At 44.0% G+C, this 25,466-nt stretch carries 19 protein-coding genes; all 19 read right to left on the reverse strand.

The features are described from left to right. Positions 1–70 precede the first annotated feature (70 nt). A complete protein-coding gene (locus tag MgSA37_RS16030; RefSeq protein ID WP_096353311.1) occupies positions 71–2,521 on the reverse strand; it encodes a glutaminase family protein in 2,451 nt (816 codons plus the stop codon). A gap of 188 nt (positions 2,522–2,709) precedes the next feature. Beyond that, positions 2,710–3,474, reverse strand: coding sequence for a 3-keto-disaccharide hydrolase (locus MgSA37_RS16035; RefSeq protein WP_096353312.1), 765 nt, complete (start codon positions 3,472–3,474; stop codon positions 2,710–2,712). Positions 3,475–3,606: 132 nt separating this feature from the next. After that, positions 3,607–4,488 (reverse strand): sugar phosphate isomerase/epimerase family protein, encoded by an 882-nt coding sequence (locus MgSA37_RS16040; RefSeq protein WP_096353314.1) that lies wholly within the window; start codon positions 4,486–4,488, stop codon positions 3,607–3,609. 120 nt (positions 4,489–4,608) lie between these two features. Next, positions 4,609–5,499, reverse strand: coding sequence for a hydroxypyruvate isomerase family protein (locus tag MgSA37_RS16045; protein ID WP_096353315.1), 891 nt, complete (start codon positions 5,497–5,499; stop codon positions 4,609–4,611). A gap of 8 nt (positions 5,500–5,507) precedes the next feature. After that, a complete protein-coding gene (locus MgSA37_RS16050; protein WP_096353317.1) occupies positions 5,508–6,791 on the reverse strand; it encodes a nucleoside permease in 1,284 nt (427 codons plus the stop codon). Between the two features lie 22 nt (positions 6,792–6,813). Continuing rightward, on the reverse strand, positions 6,814–7,221 hold the full coding sequence (locus MgSA37_RS16055) for a c-type cytochrome (RefSeq protein ID WP_096353319.1): 408 nt from the start codon (positions 7,219–7,221) through the stop codon (positions 6,814–6,816). A gap of 77 nt (positions 7,222–7,298) precedes the next feature. Beyond that, positions 7,299–8,555 (reverse strand): MFS transporter, encoded by a 1,257-nt coding sequence (locus tag MgSA37_RS16060; protein ID WP_096353320.1) that lies wholly within the window; start codon positions 8,553–8,555, stop codon positions 7,299–7,301. Positions 8,556–8,613: 58 nt separating this feature from the next. Further along, on the reverse strand, positions 8,614–9,669 hold the full coding sequence (locus tag MgSA37_RS16065) for a sugar phosphate isomerase/epimerase family protein (protein ID WP_096353322.1): 1,056 nt from the start codon (positions 9,667–9,669) through the stop codon (positions 8,614–8,616). Between the two features lie 185 nt (positions 9,670–9,854). Next, on the reverse strand, positions 9,855–11,024 hold the full coding sequence (locus MgSA37_RS16070) for a Gfo/Idh/MocA family protein (RefSeq protein WP_197706010.1): 1,170 nt from the start codon (positions 11,022–11,024) through the stop codon (positions 9,855–9,857). 133 nt (positions 11,025–11,157) lie between these two features. After that, positions 11,158–11,787, reverse strand: a complete 630-nt coding sequence (locus MgSA37_RS16075; protein ID WP_096353325.1) for a gluconate 2-dehydrogenase subunit 3 family protein — start codon at positions 11,785–11,787, stop codon at positions 11,158–11,160. Between the two features lie 112 nt (positions 11,788–11,899). Then, entirely contained in the window at positions 11,900–12,526 is a 627-nt protein-coding gene (locus MgSA37_RS16080) for a gluconate 2-dehydrogenase subunit 3 family protein (RefSeq protein ID WP_096353326.1), read from the reverse strand. A 125-nt stretch (positions 12,527–12,651) separates the two neighbouring features. After that, the gene (locus tag MgSA37_RS16085; RefSeq protein WP_096353328.1) at positions 12,652–14,073 is read right to left on the reverse strand and encodes a Gfo/Idh/MocA family protein; all 1,422 of its coding nucleotides are present in this window, start codon (positions 14,071–14,073) and stop codon (positions 12,652–12,654) included. A gap of 186 nt (positions 14,074–14,259) precedes the next feature. Next, positions 14,260–15,939: a GMC oxidoreductase gene (locus MgSA37_RS16090; RefSeq protein ID WP_096353329.1), complete on the reverse strand. Its 1,680-nt coding sequence runs from the start codon at positions 15,937–15,939 to the stop codon at positions 14,260–14,262. 128 nt (positions 15,940–16,067) lie between these two features. Continuing rightward, entirely contained in the window at positions 16,068–17,747 is a 1,680-nt protein-coding gene (locus tag MgSA37_RS16095) for a GMC oxidoreductase (protein WP_096353331.1), read from the reverse strand. A gap of 435 nt (positions 17,748–18,182) precedes the next feature. Continuing rightward, complete coding sequence (locus MgSA37_RS16100) at positions 18,183–19,895, reverse strand: GMC oxidoreductase (RefSeq protein WP_096353333.1); 1,713 nt, start codon at positions 19,893–19,895, stop codon at positions 18,183–18,185. Between the two features lie 4 nt (positions 19,896–19,899). Continuing rightward, positions 19,900–20,493 carry a gluconate 2-dehydrogenase subunit 3 family protein gene (locus tag MgSA37_RS16105; protein WP_096353334.1) on the reverse strand — a complete coding sequence of 198 codons (594 nt, stop codon included), beginning with the start codon at positions 20,491–20,493 and terminating at the stop codon, positions 19,900–19,902. A 136-nt stretch (positions 20,494–20,629) separates the two neighbouring features. Then, a complete protein-coding gene (locus MgSA37_RS16110) occupies positions 20,630–21,547 on the reverse strand; it encodes a TIM barrel protein (RefSeq protein WP_096353336.1) in 918 nt (305 codons plus the stop codon). Between the two features lie 4 nt (positions 21,548–21,551). Next, complete coding sequence (locus MgSA37_RS16115; protein WP_096353337.1) at positions 21,552–23,087, reverse strand: TolB family protein; 1,536 nt, start codon at positions 23,085–23,087, stop codon at positions 21,552–21,554. Between the two features lie 348 nt (positions 23,088–23,435). Then, a complete protein-coding gene (locus MgSA37_RS16120) occupies positions 23,436–25,319 on the reverse strand; it encodes a tetratricopeptide repeat-containing sensor histidine kinase (RefSeq protein ID WP_157750597.1) in 1,884 nt (627 codons plus the stop codon). Between the last annotated feature and the right edge of the window lie 147 nt (positions 25,320–25,466).

A 25,466-nucleotide genomic window follows, 5' to 3' on the forward strand; every position in this document is an offset into this window, starting at 1 on the left:
CTCAACACCTAATATCAAAAGCACCGCTACTTAGTCTTATTGCCGGACCTTTGACTATCCTGCACCATATTTATCTCATCCATTTGGTTTCTAAAAGCTTCATAAAATAGCCACCAACAACACTCCGGGCCTGAAACCCTACCATTTTACCGTCGGTGGTTTCGTGCCAGTCGCTCAGCGGAACGCGGGTTGGCGTTTCGGTCGCATATTTATAAACAGGGTCTATCAATGCTTTAAAATCCTTTGGGTTATCTGCAAGGGTGGCAGTCCATAAAATCCAATCAGATTTGGTATACGTTTTACGGCTGTCGAGTGCCAGGCCGAATGTATTTTGTTTGGTGAGATAATAGTTGATCTCGGTTTTATATACAGCCGGAGGAAATAATTGAAGGCCCAAAACCTTATCCCATACCAGGTTATATTTCTGACTCCAGCTATCCTTACTGCCAAAAACCAGGCTATAATGATCACCTGCCTGTGCCAGGCTTTGCCATTTACCTGCCGCATCCCTGGCAAAATTTCTGTAATTTTTTGCTTCAGCTTTTTTGCCGAGCTTGCTGGCCATATCTGCATAGGCACCTAAAGCAACTATGGCTTTTACTGATAAGTTGGCGTTGCGGGCAAGATGTCCTGCAAAATCATCAGTGCAGAGCTGGTTACCAGGGTCAAGGCCATTTATGCTTAGATATGCGGCCCATTTGGTTAATGTTTTCCAATGTTTTTTGGCATAATTGGCATTCCCTTCGGCTTTTACAATGGCAGCGGTGAGGATGATCATGTTGCCCGATTCTTCAACCGGCATATTTTCGCCGTAGGTTTGGCCATTTGCCAATGGATAGGTACCCAAATCATGTGCAGCAAAATTATGGGCCCAGCTACTACTTTCACAATATTGAAAAATACCATTCAACATCCCTTCCAGCAAATGCGGATTATAAATCAGGTATAACGGCGCCGATGGATAGGTTACATCAACCGTATTGATTGAACCATTGCTAAAGTTTTCTTTCGACAAAAACAGGATCTCGCCTTTGGGGCTTTTTAAAAGCTGGTGTGCTGCGATACTTTGCCTGTAGGCCAGTACGCAAAGGTCGGCATAGTGCTTTCCGCCTGCCGTTAACGCATCTGCATACATACTTTTATTAAAGCTGTCGCATTTTTTCATCACTGATGAATAAACGGTTGCCGCCAGGCTTAACTGTTTTTCGATAGTTTGCTTTGTGTCTGTTTTCCACCAGGGCTTTAAATTTTGCCCGAAATATTGTACCGAATACAAATCATCATAACCCAGTTCAACAAACTTTTCAACCGGGGCCGTACCTACACTATTGAAATTGAGGATGGTATTTAATGATAACTGCTTCCCCTTGTTTACGGCCGCAGGATTATTTTTAGCGATGAATGACCCCAACGCATCTTCCTGCGTGGTAATATACTGCGTAGTGTTTTTGGAGTTGGGCACAGCTACATACATATAGCCCCAGTCAATCCGCAGGTCATCGCCTTTTTTCTTTAATACAGGCTGGGCAACAGTACCTGCTTTTAAAATGGATAAGCCCGATGCCGTATATTTATTGGCCCGAACCTCCTGGGATGGGTTATTTACAGCGATGTTACTTGAAGCGCTCAGGAAAACCTTCACATCATGACTACGGCCATCATTTGCTTTTACTTTGTAACTGATATAGGAAACCGGGCGGGAAAACAAAGCTAAATTGTCCATCAGCACCGGCGAAGTAAACGTTACCTGCAAATCTATCCCTACGCATTTGAAATTATAAATGGTTTGGGTAGCATTTACCACAAAACTTTTTTGTTTGGCAAGTAAAATATCGTTGGCCCTTGGCTTTGTTTCGTCAACCAGGCCTGCATCAAGGTATGCACCGCCCGCAGTATTTGCGCAATGAATAGCCAGCACATTTGCCCCCTGCCTAAGTTTGTTTTTAATTTTTTCTTTTAGTGGGATCAGTTTAAAATCGCTGGTCCAGCCGGTAGTGTTATATATTTTCTCGCCGTTTAAATACACTTCTACGTTATCATCATGATATAATTTTAAAACCAACCTGTTAACATCGGTATTGTAGAAATTAAATTTTCGCCGTACCCAGATATCTTTGCTTGTCCATAACGTTTGCGCCAGTTGCTTATCATCAGAGAAGGGGGCCGTTCCTGATTTCCATTTGGTATCATCGTAACCGGTATCCATCCAGTCGCCTGCAGTTTCCGTATAAGCGGCGCTCCATTGCGCCTCATCGGCCGCCGGAATCAAAGTTTTATAATACAGCGGCTCCTTACCCATAAACCGGTAGGTAGCGCCATCTACTTTAATTAAACCAATCAGCGGCTGATCTTTCCCCGACCAGTGTTTGGTGGTCGACGCGTTTAGCGTATCCCCGAAGGACCAGATACTGAAGTAAGTGTTATGTGTAATTAAGGGATAGGCCGGAGCTTTGCCAGCCTGGGCATTTAACTGCGCGGCAAACAGGGCGAATGCGGCCAGTAACAGCAGTATTTTTTTCATAGACGGAACAGTTCAAGGTTCATGGTTGATAGTTCATAGTCTTAGCATCAATGTTGTGCTTAAGCAATAAACCATCAACAATGAACACGTTTATAATGAAGTTTCATTCAAAATAGTTCATGGTTTTTAACCTTGTTTAAACAAAATTGTTTTGGCTATCAACTATGAACTATTAGCCTTGAACTCAATTATAATTCCCTTACCCAAATATTGCGGTAGCTAAGCGGTATGCTTTTATCGCCGTGAGCCTGTAATTTGATGGGAGCCGCACCGTGGGCTTTATATTCAGGTTTACCTATGTATAAAGTAGGCCCCCATAGTTCGAAATTATTTTCAACCAATACGCCGTTAAACAATACCGTTACGCGTGCTTTTGTTTTAACAGAACCGTCGGTATTAAAAGTTGGCGCTGTCCAGATTACGTCATAAGTCTGCCATTCGCCATTTGGCCTTCCGGGGTTAGCCAACGGAATGGCCTGTTTGTAAATACTGCCGGCCATGCCATTCACATAAGTTTTGTTATTGTATGGATCCAAGACCTGCAGCTCATAACCCGCATCGCCTTTGCCGATGGAGGCCAAAAACACGCCACTGTTACCGCGGCCCTGCCCTGTACCCTCAAGGCCAACCGGTTCCCGCCATTCAATATGAAGCTGGTAATTGGTGAAGGCTTTTTTTGTTTCGATATTGCCGTAATTTTTGTTTACAGTAAGGATGCCGTCTTTCACATCCCATTTTGCCGGCGAACCATCATTGTTTTGTACCCATTGGTCAAGGTTGGTGCCATCAAATAAAATAATAGCATCCGATGGCGCATCACCAGGCTTAGCAGCCGGGGTTACTACTTTTGGAACGGGGTCCCAAACTTCGGTATCTTCGGGTTTTGCCTGCTGGGCATTTGCCATAAATGAAGTGCCTGCCAATAATGCAGCGAGTAATACTGGATATTTCATATTAGTTGGTTTATTAGTTCATTGGTTCATTAGTTCATTGGTGGTATCGTCATCGGGTCATTAGGTCATTGATTCGTTTGATAAGATAAGCTGTTTCAACTTAATCTAACTCAATCTAACCTAATCAATCAATTATACCCCCAATACATTCTTCACGTAAGCTGCGCTCTTGCTGATACTTACTATCGGGTCTATATTGGTAAAATTTTCCTGTTCAACTATAAAGTGTTTCAAACCGGCCAGTTTTTTATAGCTCAGAATCTTTTTAAAGTCGATAGCGCCGGTGCCGATCTCTGTATTCAGGTTATGGTTGGTTTTATCCATATCTTTTAAATGGCAAAGCGCAAACCGGCCAGGGTGTTGCTGAAATAGTTTTATCGGATCTTGTCCGGCCCGAACTACCCAATAAATATCCATTTCCATGTGTACCAGTGCGGGGTCGGTTTCTTTTAACACCACATCATAAAATGTTGTACCGTCAACAGGCTTCCATTCAAAGTTATGGTTATGATAGCCCAGCTTTAAGCCCGCTTTTTTACAAAGCTCAGCTGCTTTGTTCATTTTTTCGGCTACCTGTTTAAACTGGTCCGCGCTTTTCAGCACTTCGCCATTTATAGATGGAATGATCACATAAGTCATCCCTGTGATATTTGCCGCTTCGATATAGGTTTCCAGGTCATCAGTTTTGCCTTCCACAAAATACTGGTCCATCCCAAAATGCGCACTGGCGGTAGTCAGGCCATTCTGTTTCAGCAGGGTGCTGAATGCTTTGGCGTCGAGCCCCCAGAAACCGTCCTTTTTTGAATAGCCAAAAGGTTCAACCTCTTTATAACCCGCCCGGGCAACTTTGGCGATATAGCCTTTTACATCTTTGGGTAACTGGTCGCGCAGGCTGTACAGTTGCAAGCCGGCAACATGACCGGACTTAGCTGAAAGTAAATCCGGCGCTATCATGGCGGCTGCGGTAACTATACCGGCCTGGGTCAGGAATTTTCTTCTTGTTTGATTGTTCATTAGTTCAGTGGTTCATTAGTTCAGTGGTAGAAAGGTCATTGGGGCATTCAGTTCATGGTTGATGGTTCATAGCAGAAAAGGCATTACGTCATTTTCAACCTTCCAACCATACAACAACGCTTAAACGTCACAAATTTGTATCGCGGCTTTTAATGAAGCAATTTTATCGGTATTTTTTGGCACAAACTCCTGGCCTACGTATCCTTTGTAGCCTGTGGCCACTATGGCGCGCATTACGGCAGGGTAATGCAGCTCCTGCGTATCATCGATCTCGTGCCTGCCGGGGATACCACCTGTGTGGTAATGGGCAATATACTGATGGTAGTCGGTTACATTTCTCACAATGTCACCTTCCATGATCTGCATATGATAAATATCAAAAAGCAGCTTAAAGTTTTCTGAGCCTATTCGTTTCGCCAGTTCTACACCCCATTCTACGCTATTGCACTGGTAGTCCTTATGGTCAACCTTGCTGTTCAGCAATTCCATACACAGCACTACATTATGTTTTTCGGCTAAAGCAACCAGGGGTTTCAGGCCCTCAACGCAATTGTTCCAACCGGTTTCGTTGTCTTTTCCCCTGCGGCTGCCGCTAAAGCAGATCAGGTTTTTATACCCATTTTTCTCCACCAGCGGGATCATTTCGGTATAGTTCTTTTGCAGCGTGGCATGAAACTGTTTATCGCCAAAAGCATCAGTCAGGTTAATCTCGGCGCCGTTGCACATGGATGAATACAAGCCATGTTTCTGTAATATTGGCCAGTCCTTAGGCCCGCACAAATCAACGCCGGTAATACCGATTTCTTTACACACTTCGCAAAGCTGGTCGAGTGTTAACTCACTGTAGCACCAGGGGGAAACAGAGTGGTTGATATTGCCTTTTAGTTTGTATGACAATTTTTCTTTGATTTCTTCCTTTTTAAAAGAGGTTAACATACCTGATGCTGTAATTGCAGCCGTTCCGGCAACGATGTTGCGGATAGCCGACCTTCTGTTTTGATTAAATGCCATGATGCAGGTTATATTTGTACTTCCGGAGATGGTTCTTCAATATCCAGGCCGGGGTTCAATTCAATGTGGTTTTTGTCTCGGAAAAACAGTAAAAATAGCAACAATACGGTAACGGCTATTCCCCCCGGAATAAACCAAATGGGCTGCCAATTATGAGATACCGCGATTTTGCCATTCGCCAAAATGGTTGATATTTTCCAATGGTCAACTATTGGGCCTGAAATGTAAAAGCCCATCAACATCCCAACACCGTAAGTTGCAAGCGTAATAAATCCTTGCGCAGCGCTTTTAAAGCGTTCACCAGCAAGATTATCCGTGTAAATCTGTCCTGTTACAAAGAAGAAATCATAACAAACACCGTGTATTACAATTCCGGCAATTAGCATCCAATAGTTATTCCCAGTATCGCCGTAGGCAAAGAAAAGATATCTTAATCCCCAGGCCAACATACCGAGCGCCAGCATCTTTTTAACTCCCAGTCTTACAAAAAAGAACGGAATTAAAACCATAAACAGAATTTCAGAAACCTGTCCTAACGATTGGGTAACAGTGGTATTATTCATACCTTTTTCCTGAAAAAATGAGTTAGCAAAGCTGTAATAAAATGCCAAAGGGATGCAAATAGCTATGGATGCTAAGAAAAACACCAAATATGATCTCTTTTTCAGCAATCCGATTGACTCTAATCCTAATATCTCCCCGACAGAGGTTTTCTGTCCTTTTTTTAGCGGTGGGGTTGCAGGCAAGCTAAAACTAAATAGTCCTAAAATTATTGAAGCAACGGCGGCCATTTTAAAGGTGTTCACCAATGCCGCTTCGCCTCCCTGTTTATCCCAATTTAGCCAACTGATAGTAAAACCGGCAACTATCCAGCCTATTGTCCCTAAAACCCTTATGACCGGAAACTCTTTAGCAGGGTTTTGCATTTGTCTGAATGATATTGAATTTACTAATGCCAGTGTTGGCATGTATAATATCATATAAACCAATATAGCCGGATAAAAAGTAGCAAAATTATTTGCGGAGGAAACAACCCAAAGCATTATCCCTCCGCTCAAATGCAAAATCCCGAGAATTTTTTGTGCCGAGAAGAACTTATCGGCTATAAGGCCGATGATAAAAGGCGCTATAATAGCTCCAATAGATTGACTCGTAAAAGCTGTTCCGACCTCCAATCCCGAAGTTTTCAAATCTTTTAGAAGATATGTCCCCATGGTAACAAACCATGCCCCCCAGATAAAAAACTCCAGGAACATCATTGTCGATAACTTAATCCGGATGGCTGTTGTCATGGCTTATAGCTTATTTGGTAGCTTATTTTTTTAATGTTAAAATGTATTTTACGATGGTTTTGGCATCGTCCATTGAGAGTGCAGCATGAGGTGTCATCGCTACTTCACCCCAGTTGCCTTTACCGCCTTTGATGATCTTATTAGCTAAAGTATCGACAACGGCATCAGATGCAGTATATTTTTTTGCAACGTCGGCATAAGCAGGGCCAATAACCTTGGTGTCCACTTTATGACAGGTTAAACAATCATTTTTTGCAATCAGTTTACCGCCAGCCTGGGTGGTATCTATTGTTCTTGACGCCGATGCTGCCATAGCGCTTGTATCAGTGGTTGCAGCAGTAGCTGAACTGTCAGAACTTCCTGATTTTGAACCGCCGCCGCATGCGCTGAATACTGCTGCTATGAGTAACATTCCGAATACTTTTTTCATGTTGATGATTTGTAGTTTGATATATTGTTAAATGATAAATTGATTTTTTAAAATTACAATTTTAAACTTTTATTGCCCTATACTGCTGCATTTTTGTTTCTGGAACGCATGTAAATAACCAGCCCGGTAAACGCTACAATAAGCCCGATCGGTATAAAGCTGGTGATATGCAAAACATCAATCCCCGTTACATTTTTTGCATCGTTGTACAAAGTCTCTAAACTGCTCCCGGGTGCCGCTTTAACAGCGTCCTGCAAACTGCTTCCAGCGGGTAATTTGCCTGCAACAACACGATCGATATAATGCCCCATATATATGGTATAAAAAGATACCGACAACATCCCTGCGCCACCCATCAGGTTTAAGCCCAGTGCGCCTGTTTTAGGAAGGTTTTCGTTCACAAAACCTAACATGGTGGGCCAAAAATAACATACGCCGATACCGAATACAATTGCATCAACAAAAACATTACCGGTTGACGTATATAACAGGTAAAGGCCAATTGCCGCAATTGTGGCAGACATCAGCAAAACGCCCTGTGGTGCGAATCGTTTTAATACCGGTTTCGCCAAACCGCGTCCCAATACCATTACGCCTGATGTAGCTGTAACAATAAGAATGGGGTTACCTATGCTTTTTAGTAATACCGGTACCCATTGCTCCGTATATAACTCAGTGATGGCTGTACCGCACATGCATATAAACATAAAGATGAACAAAGGCGACGCAAGAGCTTTATACATCCCTGCCATCGAAACTCCCGATGAAACACGTTCCGTAACCGGGAAATCCAGTTTTGAGAAAAGGTAACCATAAATAAGCGTTGGAATCAGCATTGTACCCACCTGGATCTGCCAGCTTAAGCCTAATTTTGTAAATAGTAAAACGATCAGCGTCCCTATAAATATTCCGCCCGGGAACCATAAATGGAAATGATTCAACTTTGTTGTTTTACTTTCAGGGAACAAGGTGGTTACTAAAGGATTACATGCTGCTTCAACAGTACCATTGGCAACACCAATTGTTAATGTGGATATAAACAGCGTCCAGAACCCGCCAGCAAAAATTGTTAGTAATATGCCCAAAAGGTGAAAAATAAATGCCATTACCAATAAGCGTTTCATACCAATGATATCCACAATCATTCCACCAATAACCACTGCCAGCGGGAAGCCCCAAAAGGCAGTAGCAGTGATCGCTCCCAGTTGGGTAGCATTCAAATGAAAGTTTGATTGGAGGTCGCCCATGATACCCGCACGGATACCAAAAGAGAGAGAGGTTACCAGCAGGGAAAGACAACTTGCCCTGAATAACGCTGTACGGTTAATTTGCATTGTTCAAATAATTTTAGGTTTATTAGTTTAATTATTGGTTCTTCTTCATTCGGGTATTTCAGTCAATACCCAAAGTTTTGCGGTTAAACGCATCATCCGACCCTGAGGCCGCAAAATCATCAAAAGCCTTCTCTGTAACCCTGATGATATGATCTTTGATAAACTCAGCGCCTTCTCGTGCACCGTCTTCAGGGTGTTTAAGTGCGCATTCCCATTCAAGTACGGCCCAGCCTGTGTAATTATATTGTGTAAGTTTACTAAATATTCCTTTAAAATCAACCTGCCCGTCGCCTAATGAACGGAAACGGCCCGCCCTGTCAATCCAGTTCTGGTAGCCGCCGTAAACGCCCTGTTTGCCGGTCGGGTTAAACTCGGCATCCTTTACGTGGAACATTTTGATTCGTTCGTGATACAAGTCGATGTACTCCAGGTAATTAAGGCATTGGAGTACGAAGTGCGAGGGATCATAAAGTAAACATGCGCGTTTATGGTGATTTACCTTATCCAAAAACATTTCGTAGGTGATCCCGTCATGCAGGTCCTCACCCGGGTGAATTTCGTAGCATAAGTCGATGCCGCAATCTTCGTAAACATCAAGGATAGGTTTCCAGCGTTTGGCCAGTTCGTCAAAAGCAGTTCCAACAATACCGGCAGGTCTTTGCGGCCATGGATAAACCATAGGCCACAGCAATGCGCCGCTAAAAGTTACGGAGGCATTCAACCCTAAATTTTGTGATGCCTTGGCAGCATATTTCAATTCCTGAACAGCCCACTCTTGTCTTGCTTTTGGGTTGTTGCGCAATTGTTCCGGCGCAAAGCCATCAAAAAGTTGGTCGTAAACCGGGTTAACGGCTACCAGCTGGCCCTGCAGGTGGGTGGAGAGTTCGGTAATTTCCAACCCGTAAGAGTTGATCTCACCTTTCAGCTCATCAGCATAAGTCTTACTCTCAGCCGCTTTTTTAAGGTCGATAAAACGGGAATCAAGGGTTGGTAGCTGCAAACCCTTATAGCCCAGACCTTTTGCCCATTTGCAAATCCCTTCGAGGCTGTTAAACGGGGCCTCATCCCCTATAAATTGTGCTATAAATAGCGCCGGTCCTTTTATGGTAGTCATTGGTTCATTGGTTCATTAGTTCATTGGTAGAAACGTCATTGGGTCATTGTCATTTTTGTCTGAACTCGAATTTATAGAATTTAGGAATTTATAGAATTTGATTTTTCCTAAATTCTGTTAATTCGGTAATTCTAAAAATTCCGGTTCAGACATTCTGCACATCCGCACATTTGCACATCCGCACATCAGATTACATAATCCGTCCACTTTTCATTGCTGAGGTTTGAGGCTACAACATTTTCAATAAAAGCCATGCCCCTGATGCCATCTTCAACGCCGGGAAAATCAAGCCATTCGGGTTTTGGTTCCTCGTTATTTAGTTTTGCCATCAGCGATAACGCGAAGTTGCGGTACAGGTTACCGAACGCTTCCAGATAACCTTCGGGGTGACCGCCGGGAGTGCGTGTATTGTGCACTGCGTAGGTTGATTGCCTGTCGCGGTAGTTGCCGCCTGCCCTCAACGTTTGCGCGGGTTTATCCAGCCATTTTAGTGTTAACGTATTTGGCTCCTGCTGTGCCCATTCCAGTCCGCCGAGTTCGCCATAAACGCGGATTTTAAGTGCATTTTCTTCGCCTGCCGTAATTTGTGATGCCATCAGCGTACCTGTGGCGTTATCTTCAAAACGGAGCAGGATAGCGCCATCGTCATCCAGCATGCGGCCTTCAACCACAACATTTAATGAGGCACAAAGCTGTGTAATTTTTAAGCCCGAGATATATTCAGCCAGGTGTGCCGCATGGGTACCAATATCCCCCATACAACCGCTTTTACCCGATTTTTTCGGGTCAGTTCTCCAGGCTGCTTGGGCATTGCCTTCGCGTTCGGATAATTTACTGAGCCAGCCCTGGCAATATTCTACATAGATCTTCCTGATCTTGCCAAAAGCACCTTTTTTAACCAGTTCCCGGGCTTCTTTCACTAAAGGATAACCTGAATAAGTATGGGTGAGCAATAGCATCAAGCCTGTTTCTTCCTGTTTGGCCCGCAGTTGTTTGGCCTCGTCAAGGGTAAAGGCGATGGGTTTTTCGATCACCACATGAAAGCCATGATCCATGGCCATCATTGCCGGCGCAAAATGCGCGAAATTGGGGGTAACGATGGTTACAAAATCCATGCGTTTATCTTCAGGCAGCTTGCTTTCCGCCAGGATCATTTCCTCGAAATTGGTATAGGTGCGGTCTTCGGGTAAAAAAAGCATTTTGCCGCTTTCAATAGCAACTTCTTTATTTATACTAAGTGCGCCGCAAACCAGTTCTACCTGGCCGTCCATATTGGCTGCAATGCGGTGAATAGCGCCTATAAAGGCATCTTTTCCCCCGCCGATCATGCCCATGCGGAGTTTTCTGTGAGACATATTTATTTAATTTGAAAATTGGTTAATTTGAAAATTTGAAGATGCTAATTTATTAATTTGAAAATATCCTAATTTGAAAATTATAATTGAATATTTTTCCATTTTCAAATTTTCAAATCAACACATCTTCAAATTAAGCATCCGCCCAGGCCTTGTCGCCTTTTTTATAGGGTACGCAGCCATCAAAATGACCGGGAGTTTCGATATACCGCAAGGCTTTTGTGGCCCCAACCTGCGAAGTAAAAAAGCCGAGCAGGGTAAGTTCCTTCATCATTTTAAAATAATGATTTGGCTGATCGGGCGCTACATAGTTGATATCTCCTTTATGTTTTGCTTCTTCCGGCGCTATTTTCTTGTACAGCTGCTTATAGTATTCTTTTTGCTCAGCATCAGCGGCTATCAATAGCTCTGTGCGCTGTGCCATGGTTAACGCCACAAACTTAGCATTGTATTTTTTCTGGCTGGCATCGTCCAATTTAGAGATTCCTTCAATAAATGTTGTCTGATCAGCCGGGGTATAACAATCACGCACCATTACCGCCATAAATTGCCCTACCCGGGCTGCTTTTGCACCAGGCGAGCTTGCTGTGGTTGGTAAAATGGTTTCAGCAACCTCATTTAAAAAGTCGGCATTTTCCTGCTTAAACAGGTCATCGACATTTGAAGCGCCGTTGGGCCGGCAGCCCGACAGGAAAAACTCGGCGCCTATTACCGCGCCACCCATGAGCAGGGCCACCCTGCCGATTGCATCTCTTCTATTCATTTTAATTTGTGATTTAGTGAATGAGTGATTTAGTGAATTGCATAAGTGAATTAGTGATTGACTTTAGATTCAATATAAATCACTAATTCACACTTCACTAATTCACTAATTATCAAGTTGCCCAGGCTTTATCGCCTTTTTTGTATGGTAAGTTTCCATCATAATGCCCCGGTACCGCAATATAGCGCAAAGCTTTGGTAGCCCCAATTTCAGACGTGAAGTAACCTAACAAGGTTAGTTCCTTTACCATCCTGAAATAGTGTTTTGGCAACTCTGCGGCAACATATGCAGGGTCGTCTTTATGCTTTAATTTATCCGCAGCCATGTCTTTGTCGCGTTTGGCGGTAAAATCCTTTTGTTCCTTGTCAAGGTCGACCAACAGATCGGTTCGCTGTTGTGGAGTAAGGTCCATAAACTTGCTGCCTGATTTTTTATTAGCGGCTTCATTTAGCTTGCCGATACCATCGATAAAGGTTTGCTGATCGGCAGGAGTGTAACAATCTCTTACCATTACGGCTATAAACGGACCAACGTTTGCGGCCTTAGCGCCGGGCGAGCCGGCAGTGGTTGGCAATATCGTATCAGCCACTTCGTTTAAAAAAGCAACATTATCCTGTTTGAACAAGTCGGCAACATTTGATGCGCCGCCCGGTTTACATCCCGACAGGAAAAATTCAGCGCCTATAACCGCGCCACCCATAATCAGGGCTACTCTTCCTATTGCGTCTCTTCTATTCATTAATTTTGAATTATTGAGTTATTAAATTATTGAGTTATTTTAATTTAAAATTGGCGAACGGTTGAATTATTGACTGAATATCGGATAAAAATTCAATAAATCAACAATTCAGTCATTCAACAATATTATATTGTCCAGCCTTCCCTGTATGTACGTTTAACGTATTGGTTAACGGCATCAAAATTGGTGATCTTCATATTATCATTATCCCATTCCATTTTAATGTGGCCGCCTTTAAGGTCATGGCCCCTTACTGCAAGGTTTGCCATTAATAAAGCTTCAGTTAACGGACCGGCGACATCAAATGATGAGCTTAATTCTGTTTTGCCGTAACCGGCTATACAGCCTTCAACCCACTGTCCGTAGTGCCCGTCAGACTGTCCGGGAACACGGGCATACCTTTGTTTCACCTGGGTTTCTTTAGTAAGCGATGTTGGCAATAACTGCGGATTGAACCCGTAGGTACTGGCCATCATTTTACCTTTTGTCCCAATAAATAAGGTACCGTTGCCATCGTCTCCAAATTCTTCATTGGCCCCTAATTCTTCAGGCCGTTCAGGCTGTATACCGCCGTCCATCCAGTGTAGCGTAACATCCCCATGTGTTTTTTCAGTTTTGGGGAAAGTAAGGGTGATATGGCTTGAAGGCGGGCAGCTATCCGGGAAATGCCCCTGCCGGAACTCCCCGACATAAACTGAACCAACGCTTGCCTGGACGTCTTTAGCATATTGCAGCCCAAGTGCGCGGAACGGTGCCTCCAATAAATGACATCCCATGTCGCCGAGCGCACCGGTTCCGTAATCCCACCAGCCGCGCCAGTTAAACGGCACCAGGTTATCAACGAAATCTTTTTTTGGCGCAGTACCTAACCACAGGTCCCAATCCAACGTCGCGGGAATCTCCGCCTTTTTGGTTGGCCATGGAATACCCTGTGGCCAAACGGGGCGGTTTGTCCAGCAATAAACGGTATGTACGTGCCCTATTTTACCAGCATCATACCATTCAGCCAGTTGCCGGGTGCCATCGTTAGAGGCGCCCTGGTTGCCCATTTGGGTTACCACCTTGTATTGCTTTGCAGCCTGTGTTAACAAGCGGGCTTCAGCTATATCATGCGTTAAAGGTTTTTGCACATACACGTGTTTTCCCAGTTGCATAGCATGGTAAGCTACAATAGCATGCGTATGGTCAGGTGTTGAAACCGACACCGCATCAAAGTTTTTTGATTCTTTGTCAAATAATTCGCGCCAATCCTTATAATATTTAGCCTTGGGGAATCTTTTAACAGATGTTGCGGCCCTGGCATCATCCACATCGCACAGAAAGGCTATATTAGCTTTACCGCTTTTATCAAAATTAAAAATATCGCTTTCGCCTTTACCACCTACACCTACACTGGCAATGGTTAACCTATCGCTTGGCGCGGTGTATCCTTTGCCGCCCAGCACAAAGCGCGGAACGATCATGAAACCTGCAGCAGCTACGGCGCTGGTTTTAATAAACTCCCGTCTGCCGGGGTTGCTTGCTTTATCAGACTTTTCTTCAGCCATTGGATTAAAATTTCAAAACTGGTTAGATATTTATTTTTATCGTTTGCCTCACCTAAACGGCGTAGCCCTTACTAATCCCCTTCAAAAGAGAAGACTTTAACTTCGCTTTTATTTTATTTTGCCTTTTACCTCCTTTCCCCAGCCTACCGGCAGGCAGGTTTGGAGAGGGCCGGGGTTAAGCTAATACTATATATTCCCTTTCTTCAGCTCTTCCACCGCGTGATTTGCAGCACGGGCGGTAAGCGCCATGTAAGTAAGTGAAGGGTTTTGGCAGGCAGCTGATGTCATACAGGAGCCATCAGTTACAAACACATTTTTCGCATCCCAAACCTGGTTCCATTCATTTAAAACCGAAGTTTTTGGATCGCGGCCCATACGCGCCGTACCCATTTCATGAATACCGCGCCCTAATACGCCATCGCTTGTGAAAGTATGTACATTTTTAACGCCGCACGCTTCCAGCATTTCCTTGGCATCGTTCTCCATATCAATGCGCATCTTTTTCTCATTGTCCCTCACTATGGCGTCAATGGCAACAACAGGTAATCCCCATTTGTCTTTTTTGGTTTTATCAAGGGTAACCTTGTTGTCGTGGTAAGGCAACGTTTCGCCGAAACCGCCCAGGCCAATTGACCATGCACCCGGCTCGGTTAAAGCGTCTTTAAATGCACCGCCAATGTTCATTTCGGCAATATCCCTGCCCCATCCTTCGCGGCCGCCGCCCCCCTGGTAACCAAAGCCCCGGATATAATCACGTTTTTCGCCATTCAGGTTACGGAAACGAGGTACATAAACCCCGTTTGCCCTGCGGCCAAAATAATATTTATCGTCAAAACCCTCAACCAATCCGCCGGCGCCAACACCCAGGTGGTGGTCCATCAGGTTATGGCCCAGTTCGCCGCTGCTGCTGCCTAATCCGTCGGGCCAGATATCAGTTGCCGAGTTCATCAAAACCCAGGCGCTGTTTATAGTTGAAGCGTTAACGAAAACGATCTTTGCAAAATACTCATAAGTCTGGTTAGTTTCGGCATCCAATACCTCTACCCCCTTTGCCTTTTTGGTATCTTTATCGTACAAAATTTTTGTAACGATAGACCATGGCCGAACTGTTAAGTTGCCTGTTGCCATAGCGGCCGGAAGGGTTGCAGACTGTGTGCTGAAGTAAGCCCCAAACGGACAACCCAGCCAGCATTTATCGCGGTAATGGCACGCCTGGCGATCAAAGTGAGGTACAGTGATGTTAGCCGTACGGCCGATAATGAATGCGCGGGTCTCTTTGTAATGCTCTTTAAAACGGGCGGCAACATCTTTTTCTACGCAATTCATATCCATGGCCGGCATAAAATCGCCATCCGGCAGGATAGAAAGCCCATCCCTGTTGCCCGAGATCCCCGCAAATTTCTCTGCATAACTATACCATTGTTCAAGGTCCTTATACCGGATCGGCCAGTCGACAGCGATGCCGTCTTTCAGGTTCTCCTCAAAATTGATATCGGCCCAGCGGTAGGATTGCCTGCCCCACATTAATGAGCGGCCACCTACATGGTATCCCCTGAACCAATCGAACCGTTTCACCTCGGTATAAGGGCTATCTTTATCGCTCGCCCAATAATCAAGGTTGGTTTCGTTTAACGGATAATCTCGCTTTAATACCGGGTAATCCTTGATCATTTGCTGTGTGCGACCGCCCCTGTGCGGAAACTCCCAGGGATCTTTGGTGGCATTTACATAATCCTTAATGTGTTCGATGTTACGGCCCCGCTCCAGCATGATTGTTTTCAGGCCTTTTTGCGTAAGTTCTTTCGCAGCCCATCCGCCCGAAATCCCTGAACCAATGACGATAGCGTCGTAAGTGTTTGCAGACATATTTTTGTAATAATTGTTTTTTTAATCAATTGCCCATTTTACAGTTGGCAGTTGGCATTGTGCAGTTGGCAGTTATTTTTTTAAACTGTGCGCTTCTTAACTGCAAACCGGTAACTGCCAAGTGCAAACTAAATATTCCCTTTTTTCAATTCACTAACGGCGTGGTCGGCAGCCCTTGCAGTTAATGCCATATAAGTTAACGAAGGATTTTGGCAGGCGGCAGATGTCATACAGGCGCCGTCGGTTACAAAAACGTTCTTCGCATCCCAAACCTGGTTCCATTCATTCAGAACAGATGTTTTTGGATCGCGGCCCATACGTGCAGTACCCATTTCGTGAATACCCCGGCCAAGGAAAGGATTGGCGCTGTGCGTTTTCACGTTTTTAACCCCGGCAGCTTCCAGCATTTCTTTGGCATCATTTTCCATATCCAAACGCATCTTCTTTTCGTTGTCTTTTATTTCGGCATCGAAAGCAAGTACGGGTAATCCCCATTTATCTTTAACGGTTTTATCCAATGTTATTTTGTTTTCGTGATAGGGCAGCGTTTCGCCAAAGCCACCGATGCCCATTGTCCATTTACCTGGTTCGGTTATGGAATCTTTAAAAGCACCGCCAACACCCAATTCAGCAATATCACGGCTCCAGCCTTCGCGGCTGCCACTGCCCTGGTACCCAAATCCACGTAAATAGTCGCGTTTGTCGCCTCCCATATTCCTGTACCTGGGTATATAGATCCCGTTTGCACGGCGGCCAAAATAGTATTTATCTTCATAGCCTTCAACAGTTCCCGAAGCGCCAACACCGAGGTGATGATCCATCACATTATGGCCAAGCTCACCGCTGCTGCTGCCAAGGCCATCAGGCCAGATATCAGTAGCAGAGTTCATTAATACCCAGGTACTGTTAAATGTTGAGGCATTAACAAAAACTATTTTTGCAAAAAACTCATAGGTCTGGTTGGTTTCAGCATCCAGCACTTCAACGCCTTTTGCCTTTTTGGTGTCTTTATCGTACAAAATTTTGGTAACGATAGACCAGGGGCGAACCTTAAGGTTTCCTGTGGCCATTGCTGCCGGCAAAGTAGCAGACTGGGTACTGAAATAGGCTCCAAACGGACAGCCCAGCCAGCATTTATTGCGATACTGGCAATTGGTGCGGTTATTATGTGGTACGGTAATATTTGCTGTACGGCCAATAACGAATGCCCGGGTTTCTTTATAAAAGTCCTTAAATCTTTTGGCTACATCCTTTTCAACTACGTTCATTTCCATTGGCGGCATAAAATCACCGTCAGGAAGCACCGAAAGACCATCTTTATTGCCTGATATACCCGCAAATTTCTCTACATAGCCATACCATGATTCCAGGTCCTTATAACGGATTGGCCAGTCGACCCCAATGCCGTCTTTTGCATTTTCTTCAAAGTTGAAGTCGGCCCAGCGATAGGATTGCCTGCCCCACATTAATGAACGGCCACCTACGTGGTATCCCCTGAACCAATCAAAACGCTTAACTTCAACATATGGGCTTTCTTTATCGCTTGCCCAATAATCAAGGTTGGTTTCGTTTAACGGATAATCGCGTTTAAGCACAGGATAATCATCTATCATTTTTTGCGTACGGCCGCCCCTATGCTCAAACTGCCAGGGATCCTTAGTGGCGTTTACATAATCTTTAATGTGTTCTATATTACGGCCACGTTCAAGCATTAACGTTTTAAGGCCTTTTTCGGCAAGTTCTTTTGCGGCCCATCCGCCCGAAATTCCTGAACCAATGACGATAGCGTCATAAGTGTTTGAAGACATATAATAATTAATAAAAGGTTAAATAAATCTTTAAAATCGGTTGTCCCGACTAATGTATGAACAAAAACCTATTGAACAAATTTTCATTGTGTTTTTTAACACAATAACAAATTTTAAGCATCCAGAAGCACATTTACACCCATTTTATATAAAGTTTCCGGGCTAAAAACAGGTTGTTTTTTATAAAAACCATGCCTCATATTTTGCCTAAATTAACTGTTTCGCTTCACTTAAATCCAAACACAAGGCGATAACATCAAAATGTTTTATATCACAACTATTTTTAGGCACAACGCCAGCCCCCTCTAAATCTCCCCCGGCGGGGGAGACTTTAGCTTCGCTCTTTCCAAAGTCTCTTTTTAAACAGAAACTCAACCGATATAAAGGTTACAGCAAACTTAAAACCTGCCTGCGGCAGGCATGTTGCAAACGTTCTTAAACGTTCCCTTTTTTCAATTCACTAACCGCATGATCGGCCGCGCGGGCGGTTATGGCCATGTAAGTTAATGATGGGTTTTGACATGATGTTGACGTCATGCAGGCGCCATCCGTTACAAAAACATTTTTGCAGGCGTGCACCTGGTTCCATTCATTTAATATCGATGTTTTTGGATCTTTACCCATGCGTGCACCCCCCATTTCGTGAATATCCAGGCCGGGGGCCTGGTGATTGGTTGAAGGCCGGATATTCTTGAAGCCCGCCGAAGTGAACATTTCGGTAAGCTGCTCAATATAATCCTTCTTCATCTTCTCATCATTATCGTCATAGTCAATATTCATCCTTAGCAAGGGCACTCCCCACTCATCTTTCAGTTTAGTATCAAGGCTCACATGGTTGCTTTCTTTCGGGATGGTTTCGCCCATCATGTGCGAACCAACATACCACGGGCTCAGATCGCCCTTTACCAATCCTTCTTTCAGGCTGCTGCCCACGCCGTCATACTTATGCTGCTGGTACCTGTACCCGCTAAAACCACATGCATAACCACGCAGAAAATTTGTTTCCTGTTTGTAAACGTTCCTGAACCGGGGGATATAACCTCCTGTCGGCGAGCGGCCGTCAACTGTCCATTCTTTTAAGCCGTCATATTCAGCGCCGATATGTGCCGAATAATTATGGAAAGCGATATATTTACCCAAAACGCCGCTATCGTTACCAAAACCGTTAGGAAAACGGCTTGAGGTAGAATTCAATAATACCAGGTTGGTATTTATCGCGGCGGCATTCACAAAAATAATCTTCGCGTAATATTCAATGGTTTCTTTTGTTTTTGTATCGACGACGCGAACACCCGTAGCTTTACCCAATTTATCGTCATAAATGATTGACTCAACCACCGAAAACGGCCGCAGGGTCATATTACCCGATTTTTCGGCCCAGGGTATGGTTGATGCGTTACTGCTGAAGTAGCCGCCAAAGGGGCAACCCCGCTGGCACAGATCACGGTTTTGGCATTGGGTGCGCCCCTGATCGATATGTATCTGATTTGGTTTTGACAAGTGCGCACAACGGGCGCTAATGACGTGCCTGTTTTTATAATTTTTTTTAAGGTGTTCGCTAAAGTAAACTTCCACATCATTTAAAGGGTAGCCCGGTAAAAATTCACCATCGGGCAGTTCGGGAATACCATCCTTATTGCCGGCGATACCAGCAAATTTCTCCACATAGCTATACCAGGGGGCTATATCTTTATAACGGATGGGCCAGTCTACCGCAAAGCCATCCCTTGCTGGTCCTTCAAAATCAAAATCACTCCAGCGCTGGGTTTGCCTTGCCCAAAGTAACGACTTACCCCCTACCTGGTATCCGCGGATCCAATCGAACGGTTTGTCCTGGATATACGGATGCTCTTTGTCTTTTACAAAAAAATGGGCCGAATCTTCACCAAAAGCATAACACCTGCTTGCAATCGGGTTGGCTTCGGTAACGGCAGCGGGGAGTTGCCCGTGATGTTCAAACTCCCATGGGAATTTATTTGTAGTAGGATAGTCTTTTATATGTTTTACATCGCGGCCGCGCTCAAGCACTAAAGTTTTTAAGCCATGCCCGGTTAATTCCTTAGCCGCCCAGCCGCCGCTTATCCCCGAGCCGATGACAATAGCATCAAATGTGCGGGCTTTAACGCTGTCAATATTTAAATTTGCCATTTTTTTAACCGAGCTTTAGTTTGCTAACCGGGTAGTGTACATTGTACCTGCCGGGCACCATATCATAAAAAACAAGTTTGGTCATAAAATACTGCGATGTAGTGTATGCAAAAATAGTTTGCTGCTTAACACCCCAATAAAAGGCCATTACCGGGTCGTCCTGCAGGTGTTTTTGGGGCCGGGGCCTGCGTGTGGGGGCCTTTGCCCCGTCTTTCGGCTTTGCGCTATTCTCAATACCGGTTAATATAGCTTCGCGATCCTTAACACTCAGCTCACTGAATGAACTATTGTACTTAGTTTTTACCATTTCAGTAAACTTAGCCATGCCGGCTAAAAATGCCTGTTGGTCTTTTTTCCCGTAGCAATCATCAATCATCTTTAAAACAAATGCGGGCAGGTTAAGCTCCTTAGCTCCTGGTGTATTTGTTTTAGGGATAAACGTTTCACACATATCAGCTATTGTTTTCTCCTGGTCAGCATCTATATCAATGTGTTTGAGTTTGATATACGTTGTTCCGTCAGGATGCAGGCATGAGGGAAGCAATACGGCGCCGCCAACAACCAAAGCCAGATTTTTGATCAACGTGCGCCTATCCATTTGTTTTATTTGATCTGATCATGTACAAATAATGTTTATCGGTTCCTTAACAAAATTGTCATTGCTTCGTCGTCCCTCCTCAAAATGACAAATCAGGGTAGTATTTATAATCAACGGTTAAGTTAAAATAATATCATTAAAATCCCCACTTTTTCATGGTTTGTAAGTCAATTTTTACACAATCAAATGGGTCCTTACCCTGGTACGACTCCTGTTCAATGATAAATTGCGAAGTTCCGCCTATTTTACGGGCCTCTTTTACAATATCTTTTACCGGCATTACTCCTGTGCCCAATATGGTACTGTCATACCCATCCATACCTCCGCCTGTTGTGCTTTTTATTTCGTCTTTAACATGCATCAGTTCAAAACGGCCCGGATATTTTTTCAACAAGTCAAGCGCAATACCGCCTGCACCCAGCATATTGCCAACGTCCATTTGCTGGGCAACCAGGGATGGATCGGTATTGGTTAGAATATAATCGTATAAAGTAGTACCGTTAACTTTTGTACTGAATTCGAAATTATGGTTATGGTAACCAAAGGTCATCCCGTTTGATTTGCACAATTCGCCACATTTGTTAAACTGATCCATAAATCGTTTTAGGGCGTCCATGTCCGTACGGAGTTTTTCATCAAGCCATGGGCTTACCACATAGCGCTGGCCAACTTCGGCGGCATCCTGGATGGTGTATTTCCATTTGTCAGTAAAATCATTTTTGGCATTATCCCAATCTTCGGCAACCATAACGGTGTGCCCGCTAGGCATTTGCAAACCATTATCAATCAGCAGCTTTTTAAAATCCTTTGCATTGTATCCGTAAAATTTCCGGTCTACATAATTGGCATGTTCCACATGGATATACCCCATATCGGCCAGTTTTTTTAGCGAACCGGCAGGGTCCTTCATCATGGCATCACGTACCGAATATAACTGCAAACCTACTCTTTCGATCTTTTTATTGTTTTTGGCTGTTAAAAATTCAGGTAACAAAGCGGCGCCGGCAATAGCAACAGCGCTGGTTTTTAAAAAAGTCCGTCGTGAATTGTTCATAATTTTATTTTTTACTTATTGGAAATATTGGGAATAACAATGATGTGTTGCTAATGAATGCCAGGTGTTTACTATCAGGCGACCATGAAGGAGTATTGATGGTTCCCTGCCCGCCGTAAAGATAGGCCACTACTGTTGAGGGGCCACCGTCAACCGGCATTACCCTTAAATAAACATGTTTATAAAAGGGATGGTCGCCAGGCGCTACTTCGCTTTTCAGGAAGGTAATGTATTCGATCCATTTGCCATCAGGAGAAACATGCGGGAACCAGTTATTGTAATCGTCGTTGGTAAGCTGCGTTTGTTCGCTGCCGTCAGCCTTCATCCGCCAAACCTGCATCAGGCCGCTGCGTACAGAATTAAAGTAGATATATTTACCGTCGGGCGAATACTCGGGTCCGTCATCCAAACCTTTTGTGGTAGTCAGCCTTTCTTCGGGACCACCAGCCGAAGGCACCCGGTAAACATCATACTCATTATTGCGGGCACCGCAAAACACGATCCATTTTCCATCCGGCGACCATCCGTGCATGTATGACGGCCCCACCGGGGTTAACCTGCGCGGTTCGCCGCCGGTGATGGGAACTACCCATCCCATTGAAGCGCCTGATTGATCAGCGCTACTGATGGCCAGCCATTTGCCGTCGAACGAGATGACGTGGTCGTTATTGTTATGATTTGCCGAACCTGTATTTAAAACGGCGGGCGTATTATTTTTCAGGTCGAACTTGTATAACAAGCCATCACTGTTGTACAGCAGGTGTTTGCCATCCTGCATCCAGTTGGGCGCCTGTAATGATACAGGCGACTGATAAACGATCCGGCTGTTTTGCGTTTGCAAATCCAGTATCTCGATATCACTGCCTAAATATTGCTTATAGGGAACCAGGCTTGCTGGTGCCGGTACCACGATACGCACATTGTTAAATACGGCTTTTTCGGTTACCGAGGGGTTGTGTGAACATATAAATAAACCTACATATACCTCATCTCCCAAATCAATATCGCTCACTTCCTGGCTAACAAACATTTCGCCCCTTTTGGCGACAGACATGGTGTAAACATTGCCTTTTCTTTCCAGCTGGATCACCTCATCGGCCGAGGTAAGTTCAAATTTCTTTTCCTCGGTAATACCGCCTGTTGACCGGCGAAATTGCAGCGAGGTTAAACCCGAACCATGCATTACGGCGCTGATATGTTTTGAACCCGAATCAAGCGAAGCACGTACCATCCACCCTGCTTTGCGGTGTTCTTCTACGCCTTTGCCAATAAAAACAGCATTCGTACGCAGGATGAAGTCGCCTTTCATCTTTTTCCATACATAATGAAATTCATCATGAGTGGCCCATACATTGGTACCTGAGCCGGAAAGCTGGTATCGCTGGGTTGTTGCATCGTAAGTGCCGCTTCCGGGAGTTTTAACCCTGCCCACATCGTCCTGTCCTTCAAAGAGACCAGGCGCGTTTTGAGCGGTTGCCTTTTGGATCAACAAAAATGACGCAAAAAGAGTTAAAACCAGGAACAGTATTTTTTTGCTCATCAGTAAACTGGGTATTAGTTTAAAATCGGTTTACTAAGGTATAAATACAATTTGAAAATGAAATAGTGTATTTGCAATAATATACTGTCTCATTACTACTTCAATGGGGCAAAAAACGTTTTGCATTTATTTAAAATCATTAAAAAAAGGGCATTTTAATGTTAAAATGTGTGCGCATGCAAAAAGGCCCCGGGTTTGCTGAGCCTTCATAATTATAGGCTTTATTGTCGCGAAGATTTTGTTTGAAGATGATTTGGACTGATAGTAATAAGAGAATGAAAAGTAAATCCATCTGTAATAATGATTTACCGATTGGATTGATATTACAAATTCAGAAAGGAAACGATATCAGGCGTAAGTTTTAGCCAAAGGGAGGTTAAAATAAAAAGTACTACCAGCGCCTAATTTTGATTTTACCATTAATTTTCCGCCATTAAGTTCAACCAGTTCTTTGCATAAAAGCAAACCTATGCCGGTTCCTTTTTCGCCGGAGGTGCCTGAATGCGAAAAATGGGTATTTAAATAAAAGAGTTTATCCATCTCTTCTGCGCTCATTCCTTTGCCGCTGTCGGTAACGCTCACTATTAACCCGTTGTTTTCAATGGTAGTGCTCAGCTTTATCGTACCCTTATCAGATGTAAATTTTATGGCATTGCTGATCAGGTTCCGCAGGATCACTTTAAGGTGATTTTCATCAGCTACGGCGCCCCGGCCCGGATATGCTTTGTTTACAAACTCAATATTTTTTACCTGCAGGGCGTGGATAAATGTTTGTTCCATTTCAACGCCCATTAAAAATATATCAACGTTTGTTAGCGTTAAATTATGACCCTTTATCTGGCTCCCGGCCCATTCAATCAGGTTGGATAGGGTTAGCCCCACTCCTTTTATAATCGGGTTAATATTTTTCATCAGGTCGTGTACCTCTTCGGGCGTCAGGTAACCTTCGTCAAACATTTCTATAATATTACTCAGGTTGGCCATCGGCGAGCGCAGGTCGTGCCCGATCACTGCAAAAAGTTTATCTTTCAGGTCATTTACCTTTTGCAGGTTGGCTGATTGCTCTTCAATCAATTTTTTCTGTTCAATCAGTTCATTGTGCTGCACTTCCAATTTATTGCCCAGCAGAATTTTCTGTTTATAAAAATAGTAGGTACCGGTTAATATAGCCAGCAGGATCACCATCGAAAACAAAAGCATCCGGATGATAATATGCTGCGATTTGATTTTTGCCTCGTTGAGCTTCGCATCTACAGCCATCACCGTTAACCCGTTCATCTTTGCGTTAAGATCATAATAGTTTTGAACCAGTGTAACCGTTTTTATTTTGGCGATATTAGTTAAACTGTCTTTCACAATATTAAAGCGCTTCTGGTAGCGGAGTGCTTCTAAATAATCATGTTTTAGCTCATAAGTAGTAACAAGGGCATTAAAAGCCTTAGTTTCTGCATCCATCAATCCTAAACTATCGGATAAAGCGATACCTTTTTTTGCATAATCAATGGCTTTTGCAAATTGGCCCAGGCCATTAAAAGCGAGTGCATAATCCGCGTAGGTATAAGCCAGCAGGCGCTTATTGCGTATTTTAACACTCATAGCGGCAGCAGTATCATTATAGGCTACGGCAACCCTGTAATTTTTCTGAGCGAGATATATACTTGCCATACGACCATACAGCACAGCGATATGGCCTTCGGCCCTTGCAATTCTGTTTAGTTTTAATGAATATTTTACAAAACCAAGCGCTTTATTATAGTCGCCGGTAAGGTTGTAAATGTAGGTACGTTCGCTATAAACTTCGGCCAGCCGGGCGGCATCTTTACCGGCAAAATAGGCTGCTGTGTCAAGATCGGCGAGGGCTTGTTTGTAATCTTTCAGGTCGGCATATGTGCGTCCGAGTGCCCTGTAAGCGTCTGACAGATAAAGGGGCCTGTTTTTAGGTAAAAACGTTATGGCCGATTTAAGGTAAAAAAGACTTATAGGGTAATAGGATTGCGACCAATATATGGCGCCAAGATTAAGAAAACTTCGGCCCTTGCCGAAAGGGTAATTTAATTTTTCGGAAAGGATAAGCGCGGTGGCGGCTACTTTATGGGCAGAATCCGGATAGGTGAGAAAAATATTACTGCCAATATTATTTAGGCGATCAATATTTGCATAAGTGGCCGGACCGGGCCTGACTAAGGTTTTCTTTTGCGCATCCTGGCCGGCATAAGTATATTTATGTAGCAATGATATTAATAATATTAGAAAACAAGTTCTCATCGCCATTAATACGTCAAAAGCAATAGAAAGAGTTGCGTTTTTTGTTTAAATAGTTTTGGTAAAAAAAGGTCATTTATTTGTCTATTTCGTTAAGAAGCGTTAATCATCAACACC

Origin of the sequence: Mucilaginibacter gotjawali (genome assembly GCF_002355435.1) — a bacterium.
Classification (GTDB): Bacteria; Bacteroidota; Bacteroidia; order Sphingobacteriales; family Sphingobacteriaceae; genus Mucilaginibacter; species Mucilaginibacter gotjawali.